The organism is Paenibacillus pasadenensis, from assembly GCF_002864175.1.
Lineage (GTDB): Bacteria > Bacillota > Bacilli > Paenibacillales > Paenibacillaceae > Paenibacillus_O > Paenibacillus_O pasadenensis.
Genome location: NZ_NFEZ01000003.1, coordinates 556,760 through 576,539 on the forward strand (window position 1 = coordinate 556,760; position 19,780 = coordinate 576,539).

Consider the following 19,780-nt stretch of genomic DNA (forward strand, 5'->3'; position numbering starts at 1 on the left):
CCTAGTGGCCGGAGCCCGCATTGGATGCGTTCTCGCTCATGTCCATGCCGCCTTCATGACCTGCGTTCTCGCTCATGTCCATGCCGCCTTCATGACCTGCGTTCTCGCTCATGTCCATGCCGTCGCCATGGCTCTCGCCCGCGTCGCCGTCGTGGGAGTGGCCTTCGCCCATGCCCATCATGTCCATGTTCTGCTCCCAGCCGTGGCTGCCGAGCTCGGCCGCCGTCAGCAGCTGCCCTTTGCCCTGCTCCTGGGCGAACGCCTCGGCCGATGCCTTGTCCTTGAAGCTGACGATTCCGTACGCCATCGGCGTCTTCAGATCCTTGTCATAGACGTAGTACGCGTCGGCGTATGCGATCCATTCCTTGTCGTTGTAGTCGCGAACGTACTCTCCGCCGATTTTCGCCGCGGCGTTTTTCGCTTTCCAGTCGTTCATGCAGCCGATATCGTCGAACTTGAACGTTTTGCCCTCCGTCGTCGTCAGCTGCGTCGCGAAGGCGTCGTCCTTGACGGTCATGTTGCAGATCGCGCATTTGTCGACGGACTCGTCGATCGGCACCGGACCGTAGTCCTTGGAGCCGCAGGCCGCCAGCAGCAGCAGCAGCGTCAGGAGCGCCGCCAGCGGCAGCGTCCGGCTCAGGCATCGTTTTGTTGTCATCGTTTCCTTACCCCCAATATAATGATGGTCGACGCCGCCAGCAGCAGCGCCGCTCCGGCCGCGGCGGTCGCCCCTCCCGCCGCAGGCGCTGCGGAGTCCGCGGCGCCTGCGAGGACCGGCTGCTTCATGAGCGGAGCGCGGTCGCGGGTCCAGTCCGCGGAATCGGCCGCCATGAGGCCCTCGAGAAACTTCATGCCCGGCGACTGAAAGAACAGCTGGAACGCCGGCGTATCCTTCGTCAGCCGCTGGAAGAACGGATTCATCGGATAGGCCAGATCGCTCTTGCCGTCTCCGTTCGGGTCCAGGCCCTGGAACGCGTCCCAGTAGTTGCCCTCGATCCGGTTGCCCGCGCTGCCGTCGGCCATCGTCTCGATGACGTTGGAGACGAAGCGGTTGCCGGCCAGCTCGTTGTCCGCCGAGTCGAGTAGCTGGATGCCGACGAAGTTGTAGGAGACGTCGTTGCCCGTCCATACGTTGTTCGCGGAGCGCTCGATGTAGAGGCCGACGCGGTTGCCGACCAGCTCGTTGCCGGTCACCTGCATGTCCTCGACCTCGTAGAACAGCATGCCCTGCGAGTTGACGCTCCCCTTCTGCAGCTTGAAGGCGTTGCCCGCGATCGTCCCGCCGCGCGACACCATCGCCATGATGCCGGTCACGTTATGCGAGCCGCGATTGCCCTCCACATCGGTGTTTTTGGTGTACATCAGATGCACGCCATAGCGGGAAAAGTCCACGACATTGCCGCGGACGGCCGTATTGTTGCTGCCCTCCAGGTAGATGCCGTCGAACATGCTGCTGACGCGGTTGTTCTCGATCGTATTGCCGTGCGACCGGTACAAGTCGATGCCGTTGCGCCGCTCCGAGGCGCGGGCGGAACGGCCGAGCAGCTCCGGCGTCGCCTCGACGGCATTGTTCCGGATGACCGTGCCGTCGGATTCCTGCAGCTGGATGCCGATCGTCCTCGTCACGATGCGCAGCCCCTCCACGCGGACGCCGTCGCCCTCGACGAGCACGGCCGCCGCCTCGCCGCCGCTGTCCTTGACGATCGACAGGCCGGAGATGGAGGCGAAGTCCGCGCGGACGGCGACCGCAGGCGTGTCCGCTACTCCGCTATGGAGCGTGACGCCTTCGCCCTGCACGACGAGCGGCTTGTCGACGACGAGCTCCCCGTCATAATCGCCCGCCGGCAGCACGACCGTGCTTCCATGCGGCGCCTCGTCGATCAGCTTCTGCAGCGCTCCCGCTTCGGCCTGGGCGGCCTCCGATGCCGGGATCGGCCCTGCCGCGCCTGCGCCGACCGCGAGGACGGCGGCCAGCGCCAGGCGATACGCGATTTTGCCGATCATCCTCTCCTCCTTTCCGTCGATGCGCGTCCTTGGCGCCTGACTCCAGCATAATCGTCCGCGGGCGGCGCGGCATGACCCGTTGGAGCTATCCCCTGTGAAGAAATCCCGAACGAAAGCCGCGGCGGCGAAGAGCGCTTCTAGCCGTCCATCAGCTGCATCGACAGGATCGCCTTGGCGGCTACGCCTCCGGGATCCGACAGCTCGATCTCGAGCCTGGCGTTTTTGCGGCTCAGCTCCAGCACGGCCGGCTCCAGCACGAGCTCGGCGTCGATCGCCACCGGACGGAAGAAATACGTCGTCACGCTCTCGACCATATGGTCGCCTCGACCGCTCTCGCGGACCATGCGCCGCGCCGCCTGCAGCATGAGCGTCGAGAGCACGCCTTCGGACACAGTGCCCGGCATGCCGGACATCTGGGCGGCGGCGACGCCGGCGTAGCGGAAGCCCTTGGCGCTGCCGTCCGGCTTGAAGCCGGCCAGGATCAGCTCGTCGAACGTCTCGCCGGATTCGCCCTGGCGGCCGGTGATGCGCATCGCCTCCTGCACCTCCTGGCGCGTGATGACGCCGAGCAGCCGCCGGTGGCGGTCGACGACCGGCAGCAGGTCGATGCCCTCGGCGGCCATCGTATGCGCGGCCGACGTCACCGTGATGTTGGGCGCGGCGGTGATCGGATGACGCGTCATGAGCCGCTCCACGGGCGCGTCCGGCTCAGAGCCGGCAGCGTCCTTGGCGGTCATCATGCCGCTCACGCGGCCGCGCTCGTCGAGCACGGGGAAGCGGAAGCTGCCGGTCAGTCCCGCCAGCCGGTGGAAGTCGGCCGCCGTATCGCCGTGCTTCAGCACGTCGGCGGGACGGGCGAAGCTCATGATGTCCTCGATGAGCACGATTTTCTGCTTGATGAGACGGTCGTACATGGCGCGGTTGATCATCGAGGCGACCGTGAACGTATCATGCCGCGAGACGATGATCGGCAGCCCGCGCTCGTCCGCGAGCCGCTTGGCCTCGTCGCTCGTATCGAAGCCGCCGGTGATGAGCACGCCCGCCCCTTGCTCGAGCGCGAGCCGGTGCGCCTCCTCGCGGTTGCCGACGATGAGCAGGCTGTCTTCATTAATATAGCGAAGCATCGCATCGAGCTCCATCGCGCCGATGACGAACTTGTGCAGCGTCCGCTGCAGGCCGCCGGAGCCGCCGAGCAGCTGGCCCTCGACGATGTCGGCGACGTCGCCGAACGTCAGTCCTTCGAGCGAGCCCCGCCGGGAGCGGTGCACGCGGACGGTGCCGATCCTTTTTTTGGTGGCGACGACGCCGAGCTCCTCGGCCTCCTTGATCGCCTTGTACGCCGTGCCTTCGCTGACGTCGAGCTCGCGGGCGATGCCGCGCACGGAGATGCGCGTGCCCGGCTCCAGCGCCTCGATGTGCCGGATCAGCTGCTCGTGCTTGGTCATCGTCTCAAGCGACGACGGGGGATGGTTATCGGGTGGCATGAGAGGTTCTTCCGCCTTTCCTTTCGCTGACGCTTCTTTTGTTCCCTTGATTATAGCGAATCGGGCGGGCGCTGTCTTTTGCGCGCTCGCCTGCCGCAGGCGATATTCGCGAAGACCCGCTTCGACCTCGTACATGCAAAGGCTCTAAAAATGCTTTGACAAGTCAATCGATATGCACTAAGATCCCTCGTGTAAGAATTCATTACATAGGGGGTTGTTTTGGCATGGGGATGAAGACAAAGAGCTACCGTCGCTTGTTAGGTGTTCCTGCCTTCGCTGCAATGCTGCTGGGAGGCGTCCTGCCGGCTTATGCCCTGAATGACAACGGAGTGTTCGAAGAAGCGGCAACAACGACAGCTGCCCTGAACCGGCTGAAGGCCGTCGTCGAAGAAGCGAAGAAGCTGCAGCTGAACGATTACCCGGCCGAGTATGCGGCGCAAGTCAAGCATGCCCTCTCGAAGGTAAGCAACCTCACTCCGAACAGCCCTGTTTTCAACATCGACCAGACCCGGCTTCAGCTGCGGGTCGCGATCGACACGCTCACGATCGACCTGCAAAAAGCAACGATCTCCGACATCCAGGCGATGGTCAAATCCGGCAAGCTCTCTTACGAAAAACTGCTCCAAATGTATTTTTCTCGAATCGATCTGTACAGCACCCATACCGTTCAACTCAATGCCGTATCGAGCCTGAATCCCAATGCGCTGAAGCTGGCGGCAGCCGCAGATGCGGCCGTGAAGGCTGATCCGTCCAAAGCAGCGGGCATGTTCGGCATCCCTGTGCTCATAAAAGACAATATCGGAACCGATGACGCGGACGGCATGCCGACGACGGCAGGCTCAATAGCTCTCGCCAACAATTTCGTCGCCGACGACTCCTACGTCGCGGCGCAGCTGAAGAAATCCGGCGCGATCATCCTCGGCAAGACGAACCTGTCGGAGTTCGCCAACTTCATTACCCGCGGCATGAAGAACGGCTATTCGACGCTCAATGGACAAGTTCTCAATCCTTACTTGCCCGGAGTGCTCGATGTGTCCGGCTCTTCATCCGGCTCGGGCTCGGCCGGCGCCGCCGCGCTGTCCGCCATAACGATCGGCACGGAAACATCCGGCTCCATCCTCTCCCCGTCGATGCGGAATTCCCTGGTCGGCTTGAAGCCGACGGTAGGACTCGTCAGCCGCAGCGGCATCATCCCGCTGGCCCACAGCCAGGATACAGCCGGCCCCATGGGGCGCAATGTCGCTGATGTAGCGTCCTTGCTCACCGCAATTCAAGGCTATGACGCCAGCGACATTCCGATCAACATGGGCGTAGACAACGAAATTGTCGTCGACGAATCGTACCTGGCTCCCCGCATGGAAGACTATACGGCCTACCTGAAAAAGGACGGGCTTAAAGGCAAAGTGCTCGGCGTATACAGCATTCCCAATCAGGAGACTCAGCCTGATCTGTACAAGGCGTTCACCGAGGCGATCAAGACGCTGCAAGCGCAGGGAGCCTCCATCGTGTATGGCGCCAACGGCGCCGGCATGAGCAGCGAGCTGCCGGCGGCTCCGGCATCGAAGGTGCTTTACTACGACTTCAAGCAGGATATCGAACATTACTTGAGCTCGCAGAAAAACCCGATTGTGGCGAGCGACAAACAAACGATCATCAAAAGCCTCCAGGATGTCATCGACTACAACAAGAAAAACCTAAGCGTCCTGAAATACGGCCAGAGCATCCTGGAAGAGTCGGTCGCCTACGACATGACGCCTGGATCCGCCGATTATGCAAGCTACGAAAAGGATCGGGCGGCCGATATCGCCTACTCCCGCAAAAACGGCATCAACTATTTGCTTGACAAATACAAGCTGGACGCTCTTATCGGCTTGAACGGCGCCACGACCGGCATCGCCGCCAAAGCCGGTTATCCAAGCATCACCTTGCCGGCCTCTTACCGCACGGCGGAAGGCAGCAACGGGGAGCCGGTCAACCTGCAAATTACCGGCGACGCTTTTACAGAAGAGCAGCTCATTCAGATGGGATATGCCTTCGAGCAAGCGACTCAAGCGCGGATCGCGCCGGGCATGGCGGTCAAAACCCGCCTGAAGCAGCTCCTCGACGATGCAGCCGCGAACGGCGTAAGCGGCGATGCCTACGATGCCGCTGCCGCTGCCTACAGCAGCAACTTCGCCACGCAAAAAGAAGTCGATGAAGCCGGAAACGCCCTGTATTTGAAGCTTTATCAATCGTGGTGGGCAGGATTTCTGCACATCTAGGTCCGTTGCTGAACGTTGCAGCTTCGCATGGGCGGAGCTTCAATAAATCAAAAAAGAACCTGCGCCAGATCCTTGGATCGGCGCAGGTTCTTTTTGCGAGGAAGAGAAATCAGATCATGGGCCGCCAGTGAAAAAAGATATATTGACTAACATAATAAATATATATAACATGTCATTGAGTCGATCAAACGCTTACATTTCGGTCTAGTATTAGAAAGGAGGGACTTATCGCTGTTCGCTCGGTCAGCTTCTGACCGAAATCTATAAATCGAAGGGAGATTCTCCGATGGAGAAGAAAATATTCAAAAAAAGCTTCCGTACGTCCGTATCCATTCTGCTCGGCTTCTGCATGGCCTTCGCTGGTGCTTCTTCCTCTTACGCTTCCGTGTCCTGGCCGGCCTCGCAGCTGCTGCCCTCATTGTCATCGCCAGCGGCGACGCTTGACGCCGTCGATCTCAAGACCGAATATTCTTATAGCGCGACAGGAACCCAAATTCTGCATGAGACGGGCCAAGCAGAATCTCGCTATCACCAGAATTTCTGGACGGCCAAAACTTCAATTGATACGGCAGGCAAGCTGATGGCCTACGGTCCCTATGCGACCGATATTCCGACCGGCATCAACACGGCCTTTTACAATCTGCTGGTCGACAACAATACGGCCAACAATGACAACGTGGCGACGATCGATGTGTTCGACCATACGACGAATCAGGTTTTGGCCTCTCGAACGCTCACTCGTCATGAGTGGACAGGCGCCGGCTCCTTTCAGCGCTTCGAGCTGACGTACCATAACGCCACAGCCGGCCATGCGCTGGAATTCAGGGTCCGCTGGCTCGGCACCTCGCTCGTCAGCCTCTCCAGCGTCGGCACGACGCCGCGAAGCCTGGTCGATGCTTCCAATCTGCTCACCTCGCTCAAAGGGGTATTGGCCAAAAGCCAACCTCGCATTTATACGCTTGGCGGAGAAGAGGGAGAATACGCATGGGCCGACTCGCTTGGCCTCGGATATGCGAGCGTCTCCGACAAATGGTCGCTCCTGACCAAGTACCGAAGCGAGATCAGCGGCATTGTCGTGTACGACTATGATGTGCCCGACACGTTGAATCTGGCCACGACGATCGCCTCCTTGCAGAACGGCATCGTAGCGGCGCCGGATCTTGTCGCGACTCTGACCTCCGCGCCTTATAATCTGCCGATTCTCGAAGACCTTCGAGGCGACTTTACGAACAAGCTGCAAGTCTACCGCTATCTGAAAGACCATTATTGGCCGCAGACGACCCATCGGGTTTTAATCGGTCTCAATTCGAACGTAGCCGGGTATCTCCGTGACTATGCCTCCGCTATTGAAGCTTCAGTCGTTTGGCTCGACCCCAGAATTGCCGAAGAAGACGCTTTACTCCGCGATTTTCTGAGCGATATGCCCGCAGGCTCCGCCTATATGGGCTGGTGGGCGGATGAAGCATCCGGCGTACAGCGCGTGTCGGAATACGGGATATCGACTGTTGCTTCGGACTGGTCCAGCAATTTGACCGTATTCAGCGGCACCTCGCGCACGATGGCCGTCAAGCCGATGCCTAACAAGATTCCTCTCGAGAATAAAATCTATGTCAGCTTCATTATGAGCGACGGGGACAACCTTCAGTACATGGAGCATCGCTTCCGCAAACTTTGGGACAGCGCCAGCCGCGGGACTGTTCCGCTCGGCTGGACGATATCGCCCGCTATGCTCGACGCCATGCCGGGTGTGCTGAACTATTACTACGATACCGCGACCGAAAATGACGTGTTCATCTCGGGGCCAAGCGGCATCGGATACACCTACCCTAACTTCTGGAGCAATCAGACCTATCTCAATCAATTCGTCGCCCAATCCAACGATTATATGAGCCGCGCCGGGCTCAAGGTCGCGACCATTTGGAACTATATCAACGGAGGAATCAACGGCAACGTCGGCAACAGCTTCGCCGATTACGCCCCTTCGTTGCTAGGGGTGACGACACAGCAAGGAGGCGGCGGCATTACCGTCTACAACAACTTGATGCCTGCTCAGAACCTTAATGCAACGTATGGGGATTCTGCGGACTCCCTGATTAATGAGATTGCGCAGGCAAGCTCGAATTGGGATGGACAGTCTCCAAGATTCATTTCGATTCAGGCGAATCCTTGGCAGACCGACTATGAAGATCTTGTCGCTGCGATGAACCACTATGCTCATAACTCCGACTACAAGTTCGTGCGCACTGATACCTACTTCCAGCTTATGCGGGAGCACAACGGCCTGCCGGTCGATCCGGACACGCTGATAGCCCGGCTTGAAGCGGAGGATACCAGCTATGCTTCCTCCCCGTTCAACCACAGCGTTGGACGCTCAGATGACAACGGCTGGACGGCCAACGTCTTCCAGGACAACGCCGGCTTTATGCTTTGGGGACCTTACGCGACCTCCTATCCCGAAGGCCCGCTGACGGCGACATACCGGATCAAGATCGACTCTCTGGCAGGCAATAATGATAAGGTGCTTACGCTCGATGTTCGCGACAACACGACCGGAAAGACTCTTTCTTCGATCGACTTGCACCGCAGTCAATTCAAGGCGAGCGGACTGTACCAGAACTTCAGCCTTGCGTTCGAACATGCGGCTGGACACGCTTTGGAATTCAGAGCCTACTATCACGACAATTCGGCATTGAACATCGACAAGGTCACGATCACGAGCAGCATCGGCCAGTATGAAGCGGAAGGCTCCGTCGTCGGCCATGCAGTCGGCCGCGCCGTCGCAGACGGCTGGCAAGCCTCTCCCTCGCAGGACAACAGCGGGCATATGCTGTACGGTCCATACGATGGGAATGTGCCTGTCGGAACGCACAAAGCCGCATTCCGCCTGAAGGTGGACAACAACGGAGGCGGCAACGATCCCGTGGCAGTTCTGGATGTCTACGATGCGACAACAGGCGCATCGATCGCCACAACCTCGATCCTGCGCCAGCAATTCGCAGCATCGAATGAATACCAGACCTTCACGCTCGACTTTGTGAATGACTTCCCTGGACACAAGCTCGAGTATCGCGTACGCTTCGAGGACAAGGCCACCCTGACCGTCGACAAGATCACCATTCATTAAAATGTAGGACGCGGCATGAAAAAGAGGCTGTCTCTCGTTTGAGAGACAGCCTCTTCCGCATGGATCCTCTTTCCTATCTTCACTGACAACGAAGAACGATCGTCTTCACCTCGAACGGACGGAATTCCAGCTCTACATGGCCATCTTTGATAGACAGGCTCTCGCCCCTCTCCTCCATGATCGTGGACGCCCACGCGTCCGCGCAAGGAAATCCGATGCTCAACCTTGCGCAGGCAACCGGACTTCCGCCGCTCTCATAAACGCGAAGAACAAGCTCGTCTCCGTCCTCCGCCTTTTTCACGGAATCAATGATTAGAGCAGGACTATCGATCGACAACCAGGACCGGAAGCCTTCGCCGTTCGTCGCTCCCGGCCGGGCAGCGGGGCTATCGTACAGAACAACCGGCGGAACGTTGAATTCATAGCCGCGGCGAACGACATTCGCCCGAACATGGTCGCCCTTGTGCGGCATGAGCGCATACTTGAACTGATGAGTGGCCCGATCGGCGTTCGGATCAGGATAGGACGGGCTTCGCAGTAGGTTCAGATCGAGCGTGCCGCCCTCTGTGCGATGCCCGTACTTGCAATCATTCAGCAGGGCGACGCCGAAGTCCGACTCGGACAGATCGATATAGCGCTGAGCGCACACCTCGTCTCGAGCGAACTCATGCAGCGTATTGCGGCTGGTCGGTCGGCGAAGATAGCCGAATTGAATCTCGCAGCTCGCCATATCAGCTCTGATCGAGGTGTCGAAGGAGGTCCTCAGCATCTTGCCCGACTCCCTCCAGTCGACTTCCGTCTCGAAGACGACCATATCTGCCCCCGCAGCCAGACTGACGGTCTGACGGATTTCGGACTGTCCATACGTGTAGACCTGCCTGGAGACTGCGCGAGGGCCTTCCAGGCGAAAATCCGCTTGCTTCAGCTTGATCTCCCCTGCCGTCGTCTGGCGATAATCTCTTGGAAAGTCCCAGGCATCCCCCAGATCATGAAAGACAGCAAGGACATTGCCGCGCCCTCCCGCCGCCAGCGCTTCGCGTCCGGCCGCCTTGTCGAAAACCGATGACAGGCTGCCGTCGGCCGCGAAGCGGACAAGAAGCCGATCATTCTCCAGCACTCCTTCCGCGCAGACCGGCATGGATGCGGTCGGCAGCTCGCGAGAAGCTTCCGTCAGGCGAACGCCTCCCATCGACGGCACTCGTACCGCCAGCCACTCCCCTTCATGCTCAATCCACTCCTCCCGCTCCCAGGGGAGCGAATTGAAGAGGACAGGTTCTCCGTTCGCGCCCAAAAGTCCGGCCAGCCTCACGTAAGCCTCGCGCTGCAGCTCAAGCGTCTCCTTGTACAGAACCTCGTACCGCTCCAGCGATTCGTCGTAGACTCGCCCGATAGAGGAGCCTGGAACGATGTCGTGGAACTGATACAACAGCACTTCCTTCCAGATCCGCTCCAGCATCTCGCCCGGATAGCCTTCTCCGCCTAATGCCAGCGCAAGCGACGCCGCGAATTCCGTCTCCCGGAGCGCCAGCTCCATCAGCCGATTATAGCGCTTGCTTCGGGCCTGGGTCGTCAGCGTCCCCTGATGCTTTTCCAGGTACAGCTCGCCGCGATGCCGCTCAAGCAGCGGCTCCTCCTCCTCAAGCTTCCGGAAGAAGGCCAGCGAAGTTTCCTGCTTTGCCGGAGGCAGGCCGGACAGATTGCTTAGCCTGGACAGCCTCTCCAGATGCTCTTCTCCCGGACCGCCTCCGCCGTCGCCGATTCCGAACAGCATCAATGCATGGCCAGATACGCCTTTGTCCAGATAATCCCGCTCAATCTTGGCGAGCGAGCGGGGTGCGGCCGGACTATTGTACGTGTCCTCGGGAGGAAGATGCGTCAGGATGCCGGTGCCGTCGATCCCTTCCCAGATAAAGCTGTGATGCGGATGCTGATTGTACACGCTCCATGACAGCTTCTGCGTCATCATGTATCGAACGCCGGAGGAGGCCAGGAGCTGCGGCAGACTGCCCGTATAACCGAACACATCCGGCAGCCAGAGCGTCTCCGTCTCCACGCCGAACTCTTGAAGGAAGAAACGCTTGCCGTACAGAATCTGCCGAACAAGCGCCTCTCCGCCGGGTATGTTCACGTCCGGCTCGACCCACATGGCCCCTTGAACTTCCCAGCGCCCTTCCGCAACACGTTCCTTGATCTGAGCGTACAGTTCGGGGTAGTGCTCCTTCATCCACTGATACAATTGGGGCTGACTGGCTCCGAACACATACTCCGGATATTTCTCCATATTTCGCAGCACAGTCGAAAAGGTGCGCGCTCCCTTGCGAATCGTCTCGCGGATCGGCCACAACCAGGCCAGGTCGATATGGGCATGCCCGATCGCGCTGACCTGCAGCTCCGCATCGCCGCCGCGCCGCCGCAGCTCGGGGGCCAGCAGCGCCGTCGCCCGCTCAATCGCTTCGCCCGTCGGATCGGTCAGCGTCAGAGCGGCTTCATGTAGCTTGCGCATTACTCGCGCCCGTCGCGAGCTTCGTTCCGGAACCTGCTCGGCCAGCTCCAGCAACACTTCGAAATCATAGTACAGGCTGCGGATGGCCTCATTGCACACCGCGATATCCGCTTCCTTCAAGGTGCCGCTTCGATAAAGTCCGAACAGATCGTTGCAGCCTGCATCCGCCCACAAATCGACCTCTTCTCCGCCGGAACAGGCGTCGGCCACCTCCACGACTCGCTTGCCCGGCTTCCCGAGCTTCATCTCGAATTCCGAGTTCACGTTCGTCAGGCCTTGCCGCGGGGTGCCCGCTTCATCGACAACGCACAGCTCGCCGTTTACATCGATCAAGAGCACGATCTTTTGTCCTTGGGCCTCAGCCGGAACAACGCCTCTGAAGCGGAACCAGGCGCAATCCCACAGGTCTCCCCAACGATCTCCGGGCTCCAGCTTCCGATAACTGCCCGTTTCGCGTTCAGCGAAAGGCACCGGCTCTCGCGTAACCCATGCTTCCACTGCAAGCGGAACGAGAGGGCGATAGATCCGTTCACTTAGCCGTTCCTTCGTTTGTTTAATTCTTTCCATCATGACTTCTACAATTTCTTGCGGCATGTCGGCTCTCCCCTTTAAACATGGCGGGAACGAAGGGAGAGCGCGACATTGTCGCACTCTCGCTCGTTTATCCCTATTCTGTTGCGTCAACCAATGTGTTCCTTATTATCGTTCTCGGACCTACTTGCCGATTTCCTTATCCGCTCTCTCCTGAGCGTCGTCGAGAGTGGCCTTGATGTCGCCGTTCGACATGACCGCCTTGGTAATCGCGTCTCCGAACAGCTGCCACACCTTGGAATCGTTGTTCTTGAAGGTCGGCAGCCCTTGAACGTTTCCGCTCATGGCTTGATAGTGCAGGTACATGGCCGGATGCGCGGCCTGATATTCCGCCGTCTCGGCAACCGACTTCTTGACCGGAGAACGAAGATCGCCGTCCGCGATCAGATTCTGAATTTCATCGCTGTACAACGCACGAATGTATTCGAACGCGGCTTCCTTGTTCTTCGCGTTCTTCGGTACTGCATTAAACGCGGCGCCGATTGTGATATTGCCGGCCTGACCGCCCTCGGACAATGGAATCGGAGCCATTCCGTAGTCGATTCCGAGCGCGACGCTCTCGGAAGCCCGCCAAGGACCATCAATGATATACGCTGTCTGCTGCTTCTTGAACGCATCGAAGTAAGGGCCCTCTTCGGGGCTCACCATCAACCCTGCCGGGTGGTTGGCGTACAAGCTGCGGAGGAATTCGACCGTCTTGATGTTGGCATCGCTGTTGAACGCCGGATTGCCCTCCGCATCGATGAATCCTCCGTTATTAATGACGAGCAGCGGACCGTAGCGAAGGTACCCGCCCGCATTTGGACCGGCATAAACACCGCCGCCATAGAATTTGCCTTTTCCTGCTTCCGTTACCTTGTTGATGTTGGAGAGTAATTCGTCCCACGATTCAGGAGCTTTATCCGGATCGATGCCGGCTTCCTTGACCAGCGCTTTGTTCCAGAACAGACTGCTGACTCCCGGCTGCGCCGCGAAGCCGTAAATTTTGCCGCCTACCTCCATAGGCTTCCAGGCGGCAGGAGCAATGTTCTCGCGAATCTCTTCGGCCATGTCGTCCGGGAACGGCTCCAGCAGACCTTGCATAGCGAAGCCTGGCATCTGCGTCTCGCCTACGATAACATCCGGGATATTGCCGGCCAAGAAGCCGGCCGTTTCCTTCTGGGTAAGAGTCTCCCCCCAGCCCCAGTCTTCCATGTTCACGGAAATGTTTTTCTCCGCCATCTTATCTTTAATGATATTCTGGTAAAAATAGGCATACAGGCTGGATTTGTAAGACTGGCCTTTGACATAGCTGAAGTCGGATGCCTGCACTCTCGGGCTGACCGTCTCATCCGCGATAAGCGCTTTCTTTTTGGTTTCGAGCAGGCTGTCGTTCAGCACCCCCGTGCCGACATTCACAGACCCCTCTGTCAACACTTTGATCTCCACCGGCTTCGACGCAGAGGCAGAAGGGGCAGGAGATGCGGACGACACGCTGCCCGATTCGGAAGCGTTCGATCCCGCGTTATTGCCGCCGTTCCCATTGTTGGTGCATGCGGACAATCCTACCGCTACCATCAATGCGCTGATAGCCAACAAACTTTTTTTGCTTTTCATCCTATAGACCCTCCTTGAGTAAAGTAGCGATTCACCATTAAAACATATCACATATTAATAACATATTCAATATGTTTTATTTCGTTCAACCCTTCACGCCGCTATTCGCAAGCCCTTGAACAATATACCTCTGGAAGAAAAAGAAGATCAGCACAGCGGGAATCGTATTCCCCAAGCCCAGCGTAATGATGAGTGGGTAATTGATCGTTCCTCCGGCTCCGGAACTGATGGATGAGAGACGGGCAATCGCGCCCGGAAGCGTCAGAAGGCTGTCGCTGCTCGTATAGAAGAACGGCGTAATAAAGTCATTCCAGGTCCCCAGCGCAGTTGTAATAGCAATATAAGCGATAACGGGAAGCTGAAGCGGGAACAGAATCTGGAACATGAGGCGAAGCGTCCCTGCTCCGTCCATCTTGGCCGCCTCGTCCAGCTCGATCGGGACTTTCTCGAGCGATTGCTTGACAAGAAACATCCCCATGATGTTCACTGCGGGACCGCCAATCAGATAGACCCACCAAGTATTCAGAATGCCGGTGCCGCCGACAAAGATATCATTGCCTCCGGCCCACGGGAAACGGGCGAATTCCAAATAAGTCGGAATGATCGAGATTGTCGTAGGAATGGTCTGGGTCGCCAGCAGGACAAGAAACCAGATGTCCCTGCCCTTGAACTTCAGCCGTGAGAAGACAAAGCCGGCCAGAAACGAGGTCAGCACCGCAAAGAAGGTCGAGTAAGCCGTGCGCAATATCGTGTTCCACATGTACTTCGTGACCTCAGCCGTTACTGTACCGGACACAAGTGATTTATAATTGGCCAGCGTCGGGCGTTCCGGTATCGGGAATGCCCCCAGCACCGTGCCGTTGAACTCCGCATTCGTAAAGAATCCGGCCAGCACCATAAATACTAGCGGATATAGCAGAACGGCTCCGAAGCCCAGCAGTACGGCGTGAGCGAAAATTAGGGAGGCGGTGCCTTTTGTACGAGTCGAACGGGATTTACTTGCCATCACGGCTTGCTCCCCCTCCTTTGATCGGGATTGTGGCGCGGCGGTCGGAGTTGGACGACCATCGGTAGTAGATCATAGTGATGGACATCGCCAGAACGGCCATAATGAGCGAGGAAGCCCCGGCCATGCCCAGGTTGAAGTCCCAGAAGCCGTCCCGATAAATCCGAAGCACAAGAACCTCGGTCTGACTGTAGGGTCCGCCTCCGGTAATGAACAAAACTTGTTCATAAATCTGAATGGCCGCCACTAGGCTTGTAATAAAGATAAACGTCGCAATCGGCTTGAGGCCGGGCATCGTCACATGCCGCAAACGAGCCATTCTGCCGGCCCCATCGACCTCTGCCGCCTCATATAGCGTCGGATCGACCGACTGCAGCCCGGCCAGCCAGAGAAGCGACGCTGCCCCTACGCCCTTCCAGACCGAATACACGACGATCCAGAAGATGCTCCAGCCGACCGAGTATTGCCAGACGATCGGCTCCTTGCCAAGCGAAATGAGGATGTTGTTTATAATGCCATTGTTTGGACTCAGCAGCAGGTTGAAAATCTGGGTCGTCGCTACTGTAGACGTCACTGCCGGAATGTACCAGATCGTGCGGTAGAACCCCTTTGCGAATAGCGGCATGTTCATCAGGAGAGCTGCTCCGAACCCCGCTGCTTGCGTTACGATAGTGACAAGGGCTCCGATCCAAATAGACCGCCATAGCGCTCCCGTGTACAAAGAGTCCTTGAAAAAGGAGATAAAATTGTCCAGCCCTGCGAAAGAAGGCCGATCGTTCAGCCCGACCCAGTTGAAGAAGCCTAGCGCGAAGCCAAACAACGTCGGGAATCCGTTGACGATCAGCCAGAACCCGATCAGCGGAGTCAAGATAACCGCAGCCAGCAAGGCATCTTTTCGCCTCTTCATAAAACGCTTCCACGAACTCCATGATTTGTCTTCCGCCACTCCTTCAGCGGTAATCCGCTGCATTGCGCATCTCCCCATTCTCTATAACAATTGATTACATCGGATGTTCCTTATTATAGACGGAAAAAAACCTTATGTAAATATTGAATATATCTAATATGTCAATAAAAAAAGAGCTGCATCATGCAGCTCTTATGCAGGCTCTGTTCGTTAGGCTCTGCTGCTCTCTCGCTCCGATACCGAAGCGGTGGAATGTCGGACGATTAATTCGGGAGCCAGCACCGTCTTGACATATTGCTCCCGAGCTTGCTGTCTCTCGATGACATCCGTCAATATGGATGCAGCCTTCTCCCCCATCGTCGTCTCAGATTGGGAGATGTGAGTATAGAAGCCATCCTCAGCAAGCCCTGAATAAGGATCATCAAAGGTTAGAATCGAAACATCCTCAGGAATTCGAAGGCCAAGGCTCCTGCAGATCGAAGCGATATGAATGCCGAGCCTGCCATTAAGCGTAACATAGGCGGTTGCCATCCGGTTCCTGACGAAGCGATACAAAGGATGGGTCTCGTCGGCGTTCTTATAATCCACATTAAAATCCGTCAGGATCAAGGCAGGATTGATCAACGCGCCGTGATGCTTGAGCGACTCCATATAGCCAGCAATGCGGTCCTCGACCGTAATTGTCGGCAAGATGGAATCCGAGCAGATCGCAATATCCCGATGTCCAAGCTCCCAAAGATAGTCCACCGCCCGCTTGCCCCCGATTAGCCCGTCGCTGCGCACGACATTCGTGTCGATGCCGGCCAAGTAGCGGTCGATGAGCACGAACGGGAATCCGGTGGCCTTCAGCGACAAAATCTCCTCATTATACGTCTCTGCATCGCAGGGAAAAATAAGCAGTCCTTGCACGCCGAAATGGAGCAGGCTCCGGATCGCTTCCTTCTCCCTGTCGATCGAATTGGACGTAATCACGATATGCAAGCGGTAGTCCTTCTCCGTAAGCCTGCGGCTGATGCCTTCAATGAGACGAAGGGCGAAGAGATCCGCGAGTTCCGGCAAAATCAGTCCGATCGTTCGCCCGACAGCGGCTGCCTGCCCTCCCGCCGTCATCGGATAATCCGGCGTGACGATATCCGTCTCGGACAAGCCCTCCTCCGACAGTCCGCCGATCAAATCGCCAATACGCTCGCTCACGAAGCTTCCTCTGCCGGGCACGCGGTAGATCCAACCTTCCTTCGCCAGCTGCACCAACGCATTGGCTACTGTAATCCGGCTGACGTTGAATTGCTTCATCAGATCCTTCTCGGATGGAATTTTATCGTTGCTCTTCAATTCCTGACGATGAATCAGGTTTTTGAAATATTGCTGGATTTGAACATACAATGGCGCTCGATCATTTTGCATATGCGATTTTCTCCTTACCTTTTATATTACCAAATTATATCGATTATAGCATTTAGTCAACAGGTCTTGCATATACGAAAAAAAAAGACGCCCTTTCCCCTGATATTATCCCCTCGTCGAAAAGACCGCATGACAAGGCCTTCTGCTGTCGTTCTCCCGCTCGGATACACGATCTACTAATCCCTCACCGAAAGAATTCTCTTTTAAAAAAGGCAATCATCACGAGCCGCAGCGCTGATTTCACTACAGCTTGCAGCTTCGCCGCACGCTCACGCCAAGCCGCATGGACTCGCTGCAAGCTGGGAATATATAAAAAAAGAGCCCCGCCGCCAGCCGTTCCGGCCGGGGCGAGGCTCTTTTTGGATGATGCGGCCTACACCTTGATGTCCAAGGAGCCGCCGAGCGTCGGATGCGGCGCCTGGCGGATCATCTCCGCCAGCTGCTGCCCCTGCTGCTCGAACATGTCCTTGGAGATGTTCATGACGCCGGTGCCGACCGCAATTGCCAGCGCATGCTGGGTCATCGCGGCCGAAGCGGCCAATCCTTGCGAGACGCTGCTCATGGGCCGTCAGCCTCCTTTCGTCCTCCTCAAGGGCGGACTATGGAACATATCGGCTCGAGAGCCCGTTTTCGACACCTCGGCAAGCTCGTCCTGCGTCGGGTCAGCCGCCCCGCCGGGCCGAGCGCCGGCGGGCGGCGGCCTGCTCGCGGCTGTACGCCTGCTGCCGGCGGATCGCCGCGATCCGCCGCCGCTCCCGCTCGCGGTCGCTCGCCAGCGCCCGCAGGTTGGCCGCGATGACGAGCATCGCGAGCGCCGACCACATGATGCCGAACACGGTCGCAGCCGTCCAGGCGCCGCTCAGCTCGAGCCGCGGCAGCGCATAGACCAGCATGCCGAGCGCGGCGAGCAGATAGATGCCGTGCTTCCACTTTCTCATCGCCCTGTTCCTCCCCTTGGCTTGTCTCTTCCACTGTATGCGGGTGGATGGAAGAACATGCTCTTGCTTGAAGAGGGGCAGAGACCAGGGACCTTGAGCTGCTATTCCGCCTTCAAATTCAGCTCGAACGCCTCGTCGCCCGACACGACGACATCAGCATGATGGCCGAAGCCCGCGTCGTCGTCGCGGAGCCCGGATTCGTCCAGAATCAGGCCCTGAGGCTCCCAACTCTCCAGATCGTCGGTCCGGAAGACGCCCTGCCCCCGCCATTCGTCGACAATCATCCAATAGCTGCCTTTAAAGCGGAACACGTTCGGCCCTTCGTGTCCACGATGGGATAGCGCGGCACCGACCGGCTTCCACTCGTACAGGTCGTCGCTGTCCGCCGCATAGGTGGCCGAGCCGTTCCCTTCGTCCTTATACCACATGCCGGCTCGTATACACAAGCCACCATTCCCCCGCCGCCCGGTTGTAGATGAGCGTCGGATCGGTCGCTCCGTCGTAGATCGGATCTCTGAACAATGGCGCTTGCATGGTGATCCCCTTCCTTTCATTGCGCAAACGGTTATATGATCATCGGAATCGAGGCGATAACCATCGAGGCCACTCAAAAAGCGATAACCTGATGGACCTCTCCAGCGTTTTCGTAGCCCAAATTCTACACACAAATATACAAATTCATGCCCGCAAGGAATTCCGCAAAAAAACTTACACTTATTTATGATACGGTTCAGCGCATCGCACTGAAAAGCCGCCGTTGTCCCGTTAGAGGCTCGACTCTCCTCCCGGCATGAAAAAAGCGGCCCGCTCCCCCCGGGCAGGGAGATGGGCCGCCAAGCTTCCGGTTCCGGTCATTGGTCTACTCGGAAGAGAGAAGCAGGGACTGCAACGAATTGCCGATGATGCGGTTGACGTCCTCGACGACGACAGAGAGGCGCTTTTCCGCCTCGAAATACTTCTGCACGAGCGGATTGAGGCTCAGCACCTCGTACAGGCGGCTCATGCCCTCCAGCTCGTCGGCCGACGGCTCCTCGCCGCTCATCATCCGCTGCTGGAGATCGACCTGCTTCTTTTGAAAATCGAACAGCATCCGGCGGGCGTCGGGATCGGCGTCGGCGGCCGCGCGCGCGGCGCGCATCGTCTTCGCCTCGTGGCTGTCTTCCAGAGCTTTGGCCAATTCGTAAGCTTTGTCGTATACGCTCATGGCTTCATCTCCTTCGATATGGCTGAGCCCATCATACCACCCGTCCGCCCCGCCAAGCAAAAATCAGTCCGCCGTCCGCAAGCCGTCCGGCAGCAAAGCGTTCAGATCGGCCATGCCGACCGCCAGATGGATGCCGGCCATCGTGCGCAGCGAGCCGGAAATGATCCCGGCCAGCCGCCCTTGCTCGTCGAGCAGCGGACCGCCCGACATGCCGCTCGCGATGGCGGCGTCGATCAGCACGCGGCTGCGGCCGCTCACGACCGCGTCCGGGCTGCTGACGATGCCCTGCGTCACGATCGGCGTCTGCTTGAGCGGATAGCCGATCGCATAGACGGCGTCGCCATGCTCCAGCTTCTCCGCGCGGCGGGCGACGAACGGATAGCCGCCTCCGCTTTTCGGAGCGGGCAGCTCCAGCACGGCCGCATCGGTCCGCTCGTCGTAGCGGACGACCTTCACCGGCGAGACGGTCTTGCCGTCCGCGAGCACCGCCTCCAGCTTCGCCGCGCCCTTCACGACATGATAGGCCGTCGCGGCATCGCCCCTCGCGGAGAGCAGCACGCCGGTGCCCGTCGCGCCGACGGCGCCGTCGGCTCCAAGCGCCCTCAGGTAAAACACGGCGCTCGAGGCGAGCCGGTAGCTGTCATCGGCCGCCAGCGGCGCCTGCCGCTCCGCCTGCGTCGTGCCTGCCGCATACGGCCCTGCCGCCAGCACGGCGGCTAGAGCCAGGACGGCGATCCATCCTTTTTTCATCGCTTGAA

Annotated in this window: 15 protein-coding genes; 2 read left to right on the forward strand and 13 right to left on the reverse strand. The window is 58.4% G+C overall.

Annotation, left to right across the window (positions count from 1 at the left end):
* Window position 1: 1 nt before the first annotated feature.
* The 3 genes from B8V81_RS06100 to B8V81_RS06110 form a co-directional block, all read right to left on the reverse strand.
* A complete protein-coding gene (locus B8V81_RS06100) occupies window positions 2–658 on the reverse strand; it encodes a nitrous oxide reductase accessory protein NosL (protein WP_101807964.1) in 657 nt (218 codons plus the stop codon).
* Complete coding sequence (locus B8V81_RS06105) at window positions 655–2,004, reverse strand: right-handed parallel beta-helix repeat-containing protein (RefSeq protein ID WP_101807965.1); 1,350 nt, start codon at window positions 2,002–2,004, stop codon at window positions 655–657. Before B8V81_RS06105 ends, B8V81_RS06100 begins: the two co-directional genes overlap by 4 nt.
* A gap of 137 nt (window positions 2,005–2,141) precedes the next feature.
* Window positions 2,142–3,488: a DRTGG domain-containing protein gene (locus B8V81_RS06110; protein ID WP_052333287.1), complete on the reverse strand. Its 1,347-nt coding sequence runs from the start codon at window positions 3,486–3,488 to the stop codon at window positions 2,142–2,144.
* A 224-nt stretch (window positions 3,489–3,712) separates the two neighbouring features.
* Between B8V81_RS06110 and B8V81_RS06115 the strand changes: the two genes are divergently transcribed.
* Window positions 3,713–5,749, forward strand: a complete 2,037-nt coding sequence (locus B8V81_RS06115; RefSeq protein WP_101807966.1) for an amidase family protein — start codon at window positions 3,713–3,715, stop codon at window positions 5,747–5,749.
* Window positions 5,750–6,035: 286 nt separating this feature from the next.
* The gene (locus B8V81_RS06120; RefSeq protein WP_219623311.1) at window positions 6,036–8,873 is read left to right on the forward strand and encodes a GxGYxYP domain-containing protein; all 2,838 of its coding nucleotides are present in this window, start codon (window positions 6,036–6,038) and stop codon (window positions 8,871–8,873) included.
* A 79-nt stretch (window positions 8,874–8,952) separates the two neighbouring features.
* On the opposite strand, the gene B8V81_RS06125 is transcribed toward B8V81_RS06120, so the two are convergent.
* The 10 genes from B8V81_RS06125 to B8V81_RS06170 all read right to left on the reverse strand — a co-directional run bounded on the left by B8V81_RS06125 (window position 8,953) and on the right by B8V81_RS06170 (window position 19,772).
* Complete coding sequence (locus tag B8V81_RS06125; protein WP_101807967.1) at window positions 8,953–11,970, reverse strand: alpha-mannosidase; 3,018 nt, start codon at window positions 11,968–11,970, stop codon at window positions 8,953–8,955.
* A 120-nt stretch (window positions 11,971–12,090) separates the two neighbouring features.
* Window positions 12,091–13,563: an extracellular solute-binding protein gene (locus B8V81_RS06130; RefSeq protein ID WP_101807968.1), complete on the reverse strand. Its 1,473-nt coding sequence runs from the start codon at window positions 13,561–13,563 to the stop codon at window positions 12,091–12,093.
* Between the two features lie 85 nt (window positions 13,564–13,648).
* Complete coding sequence (locus B8V81_RS06135) at window positions 13,649–14,569, reverse strand: carbohydrate ABC transporter permease (RefSeq protein WP_101807969.1); 921 nt, start codon at window positions 14,567–14,569, stop codon at window positions 13,649–13,651.
* Window positions 14,559–15,539: a carbohydrate ABC transporter permease gene (locus B8V81_RS06140; protein ID WP_101808238.1), complete on the reverse strand. Its 981-nt coding sequence runs from the start codon at window positions 15,537–15,539 to the stop codon at window positions 14,559–14,561. Before B8V81_RS06140 ends, B8V81_RS06135 begins: the two co-directional genes overlap by 11 nt.
* 147 nt (window positions 15,540–15,686) lie before the next feature.
* A complete protein-coding gene (locus tag B8V81_RS06145) occupies window positions 15,687–16,880 on the reverse strand; it encodes a GntR family transcriptional regulator (RefSeq protein ID WP_101807970.1) in 1,194 nt (397 codons plus the stop codon).
* Between the two features lie 373 nt (window positions 16,881–17,253).
* Window positions 17,254–17,442 (reverse strand): YjfB family protein, encoded by a 189-nt coding sequence (locus B8V81_RS06150; RefSeq protein ID WP_101807971.1) that lies wholly within the window; start codon window positions 17,440–17,442, stop codon window positions 17,254–17,256.
* A 100-nt stretch (window positions 17,443–17,542) separates the two neighbouring features.
* Window positions 17,543–17,818 (reverse strand): hypothetical protein, encoded by a 276-nt coding sequence (locus B8V81_RS06155; protein ID WP_101807972.1) that lies wholly within the window; start codon window positions 17,816–17,818, stop codon window positions 17,543–17,545.
* 101 nt (window positions 17,819–17,919) lie between these two features.
* Window positions 17,920–18,246 (reverse strand): glycoside hydrolase family protein, encoded by a 327-nt coding sequence (locus B8V81_RS06160; protein ID WP_180968385.1) that lies wholly within the window; start codon window positions 18,244–18,246, stop codon window positions 17,920–17,922.
* Between the two features lie 431 nt (window positions 18,247–18,677).
* Window positions 18,678–19,022: a YlbF family regulator gene (locus tag B8V81_RS06165; protein ID WP_028599112.1), complete on the reverse strand. Its 345-nt coding sequence runs from the start codon at window positions 19,020–19,022 to the stop codon at window positions 18,678–18,680.
* A gap of 63 nt (window positions 19,023–19,085) precedes the next feature.
* Window positions 19,086–19,772, reverse strand: coding sequence for a S1C family serine protease (locus tag B8V81_RS06170; protein WP_180968386.1), 687 nt, complete (start codon window positions 19,770–19,772; stop codon window positions 19,086–19,088).
* Window positions 19,773–19,780: the final 8 nt, after the last annotated feature.

Bases quoted from the DNA above. Each gene is read 5' to 3' on its own strand.
- B8V81_RS06150 (WP_101807971.1), bottom strand. From the start codon at position 17,442: ATGAGCAGCGTCTCGCAAGGATTGGCCGCTTCGGCCGCGATGACCCAG.
- B8V81_RS06110 (WP_052333287.1), bottom strand. From the start codon at position 3,488: ATGCCACCCGATAACCATCCCCCGTCGTCGCTTGAGACGATGACCAAG.
- B8V81_RS06145 (WP_101807970.1), bottom strand. From the start codon at position 16,880: ATGCAAAATGATCGAGCGCCATTGTATGTTCAAATCCAGCAATATTTC.
- B8V81_RS06160 (WP_180968385.1), bottom strand. From the start codon at position 18,246: ATGTGGTATAAGGACGAAGGGAACGGCTCGGCCACCTATGCGGCGGAC.
- B8V81_RS06105 (WP_101807965.1), bottom strand. From the start codon at position 2,004: ATGATCGGCAAAATCGCGTATCGCCTGGCGCTGGCCGCCGTCCTCGCG.
- B8V81_RS06115 (WP_101807966.1), top strand. From the start codon at position 3,713: ATGGGGATGAAGACAAAGAGCTACCGTCGCTTGTTAGGTGTTCCTGCC.
- B8V81_RS06140 (WP_101808238.1), bottom strand. From the start codon at position 15,539: ATGCAGCGGATTACCGCTGAAGGAGTGGCGGAAGACAAATCATGGAGT.
- B8V81_RS06125 (WP_101807967.1), bottom strand. From the start codon at position 11,970: ATGCCGCAAGAAATTGTAGAAGTCATGATGGAAAGAATTAAACAAACG.
- B8V81_RS06165 (WP_028599112.1), bottom strand. From the start codon at position 19,022: ATGAGCGTATACGACAAAGCTTACGAATTGGCCAAAGCTCTGGAAGAC.
- B8V81_RS06155 (WP_101807972.1), bottom strand. From the start codon at position 17,818: ATGAGAAAGTGGAAGCACGGCATCTATCTGCTCGCCGCGCTCGGCATG.
- B8V81_RS06130 (WP_101807968.1), bottom strand. From the start codon at position 13,563: ATGAAAAGCAAAAAAAGTTTGTTGGCTATCAGCGCATTGATGGTAGCG.
- B8V81_RS06170 (WP_180968386.1), bottom strand. From the start codon at position 19,772: ATGAAAAAAGGATGGATCGCCGTCCTGGCTCTAGCCGCCGTGCTGGCG.
- B8V81_RS06120 (WP_219623311.1), top strand. From the start codon at position 6,036: ATGGAGAAGAAAATATTCAAAAAAAGCTTCCGTACGTCCGTATCCATT.
- B8V81_RS06135 (WP_101807969.1), bottom strand. From the start codon at position 14,569: ATGGCAAGTAAATCCCGTTCGACTCGTACAAAAGGCACCGCCTCCCTA.
- B8V81_RS06100 (WP_101807964.1), bottom strand. From the start codon at position 658: ATGACAACAAAACGATGCCTGAGCCGGACGCTGCCGCTGGCGGCGCTC.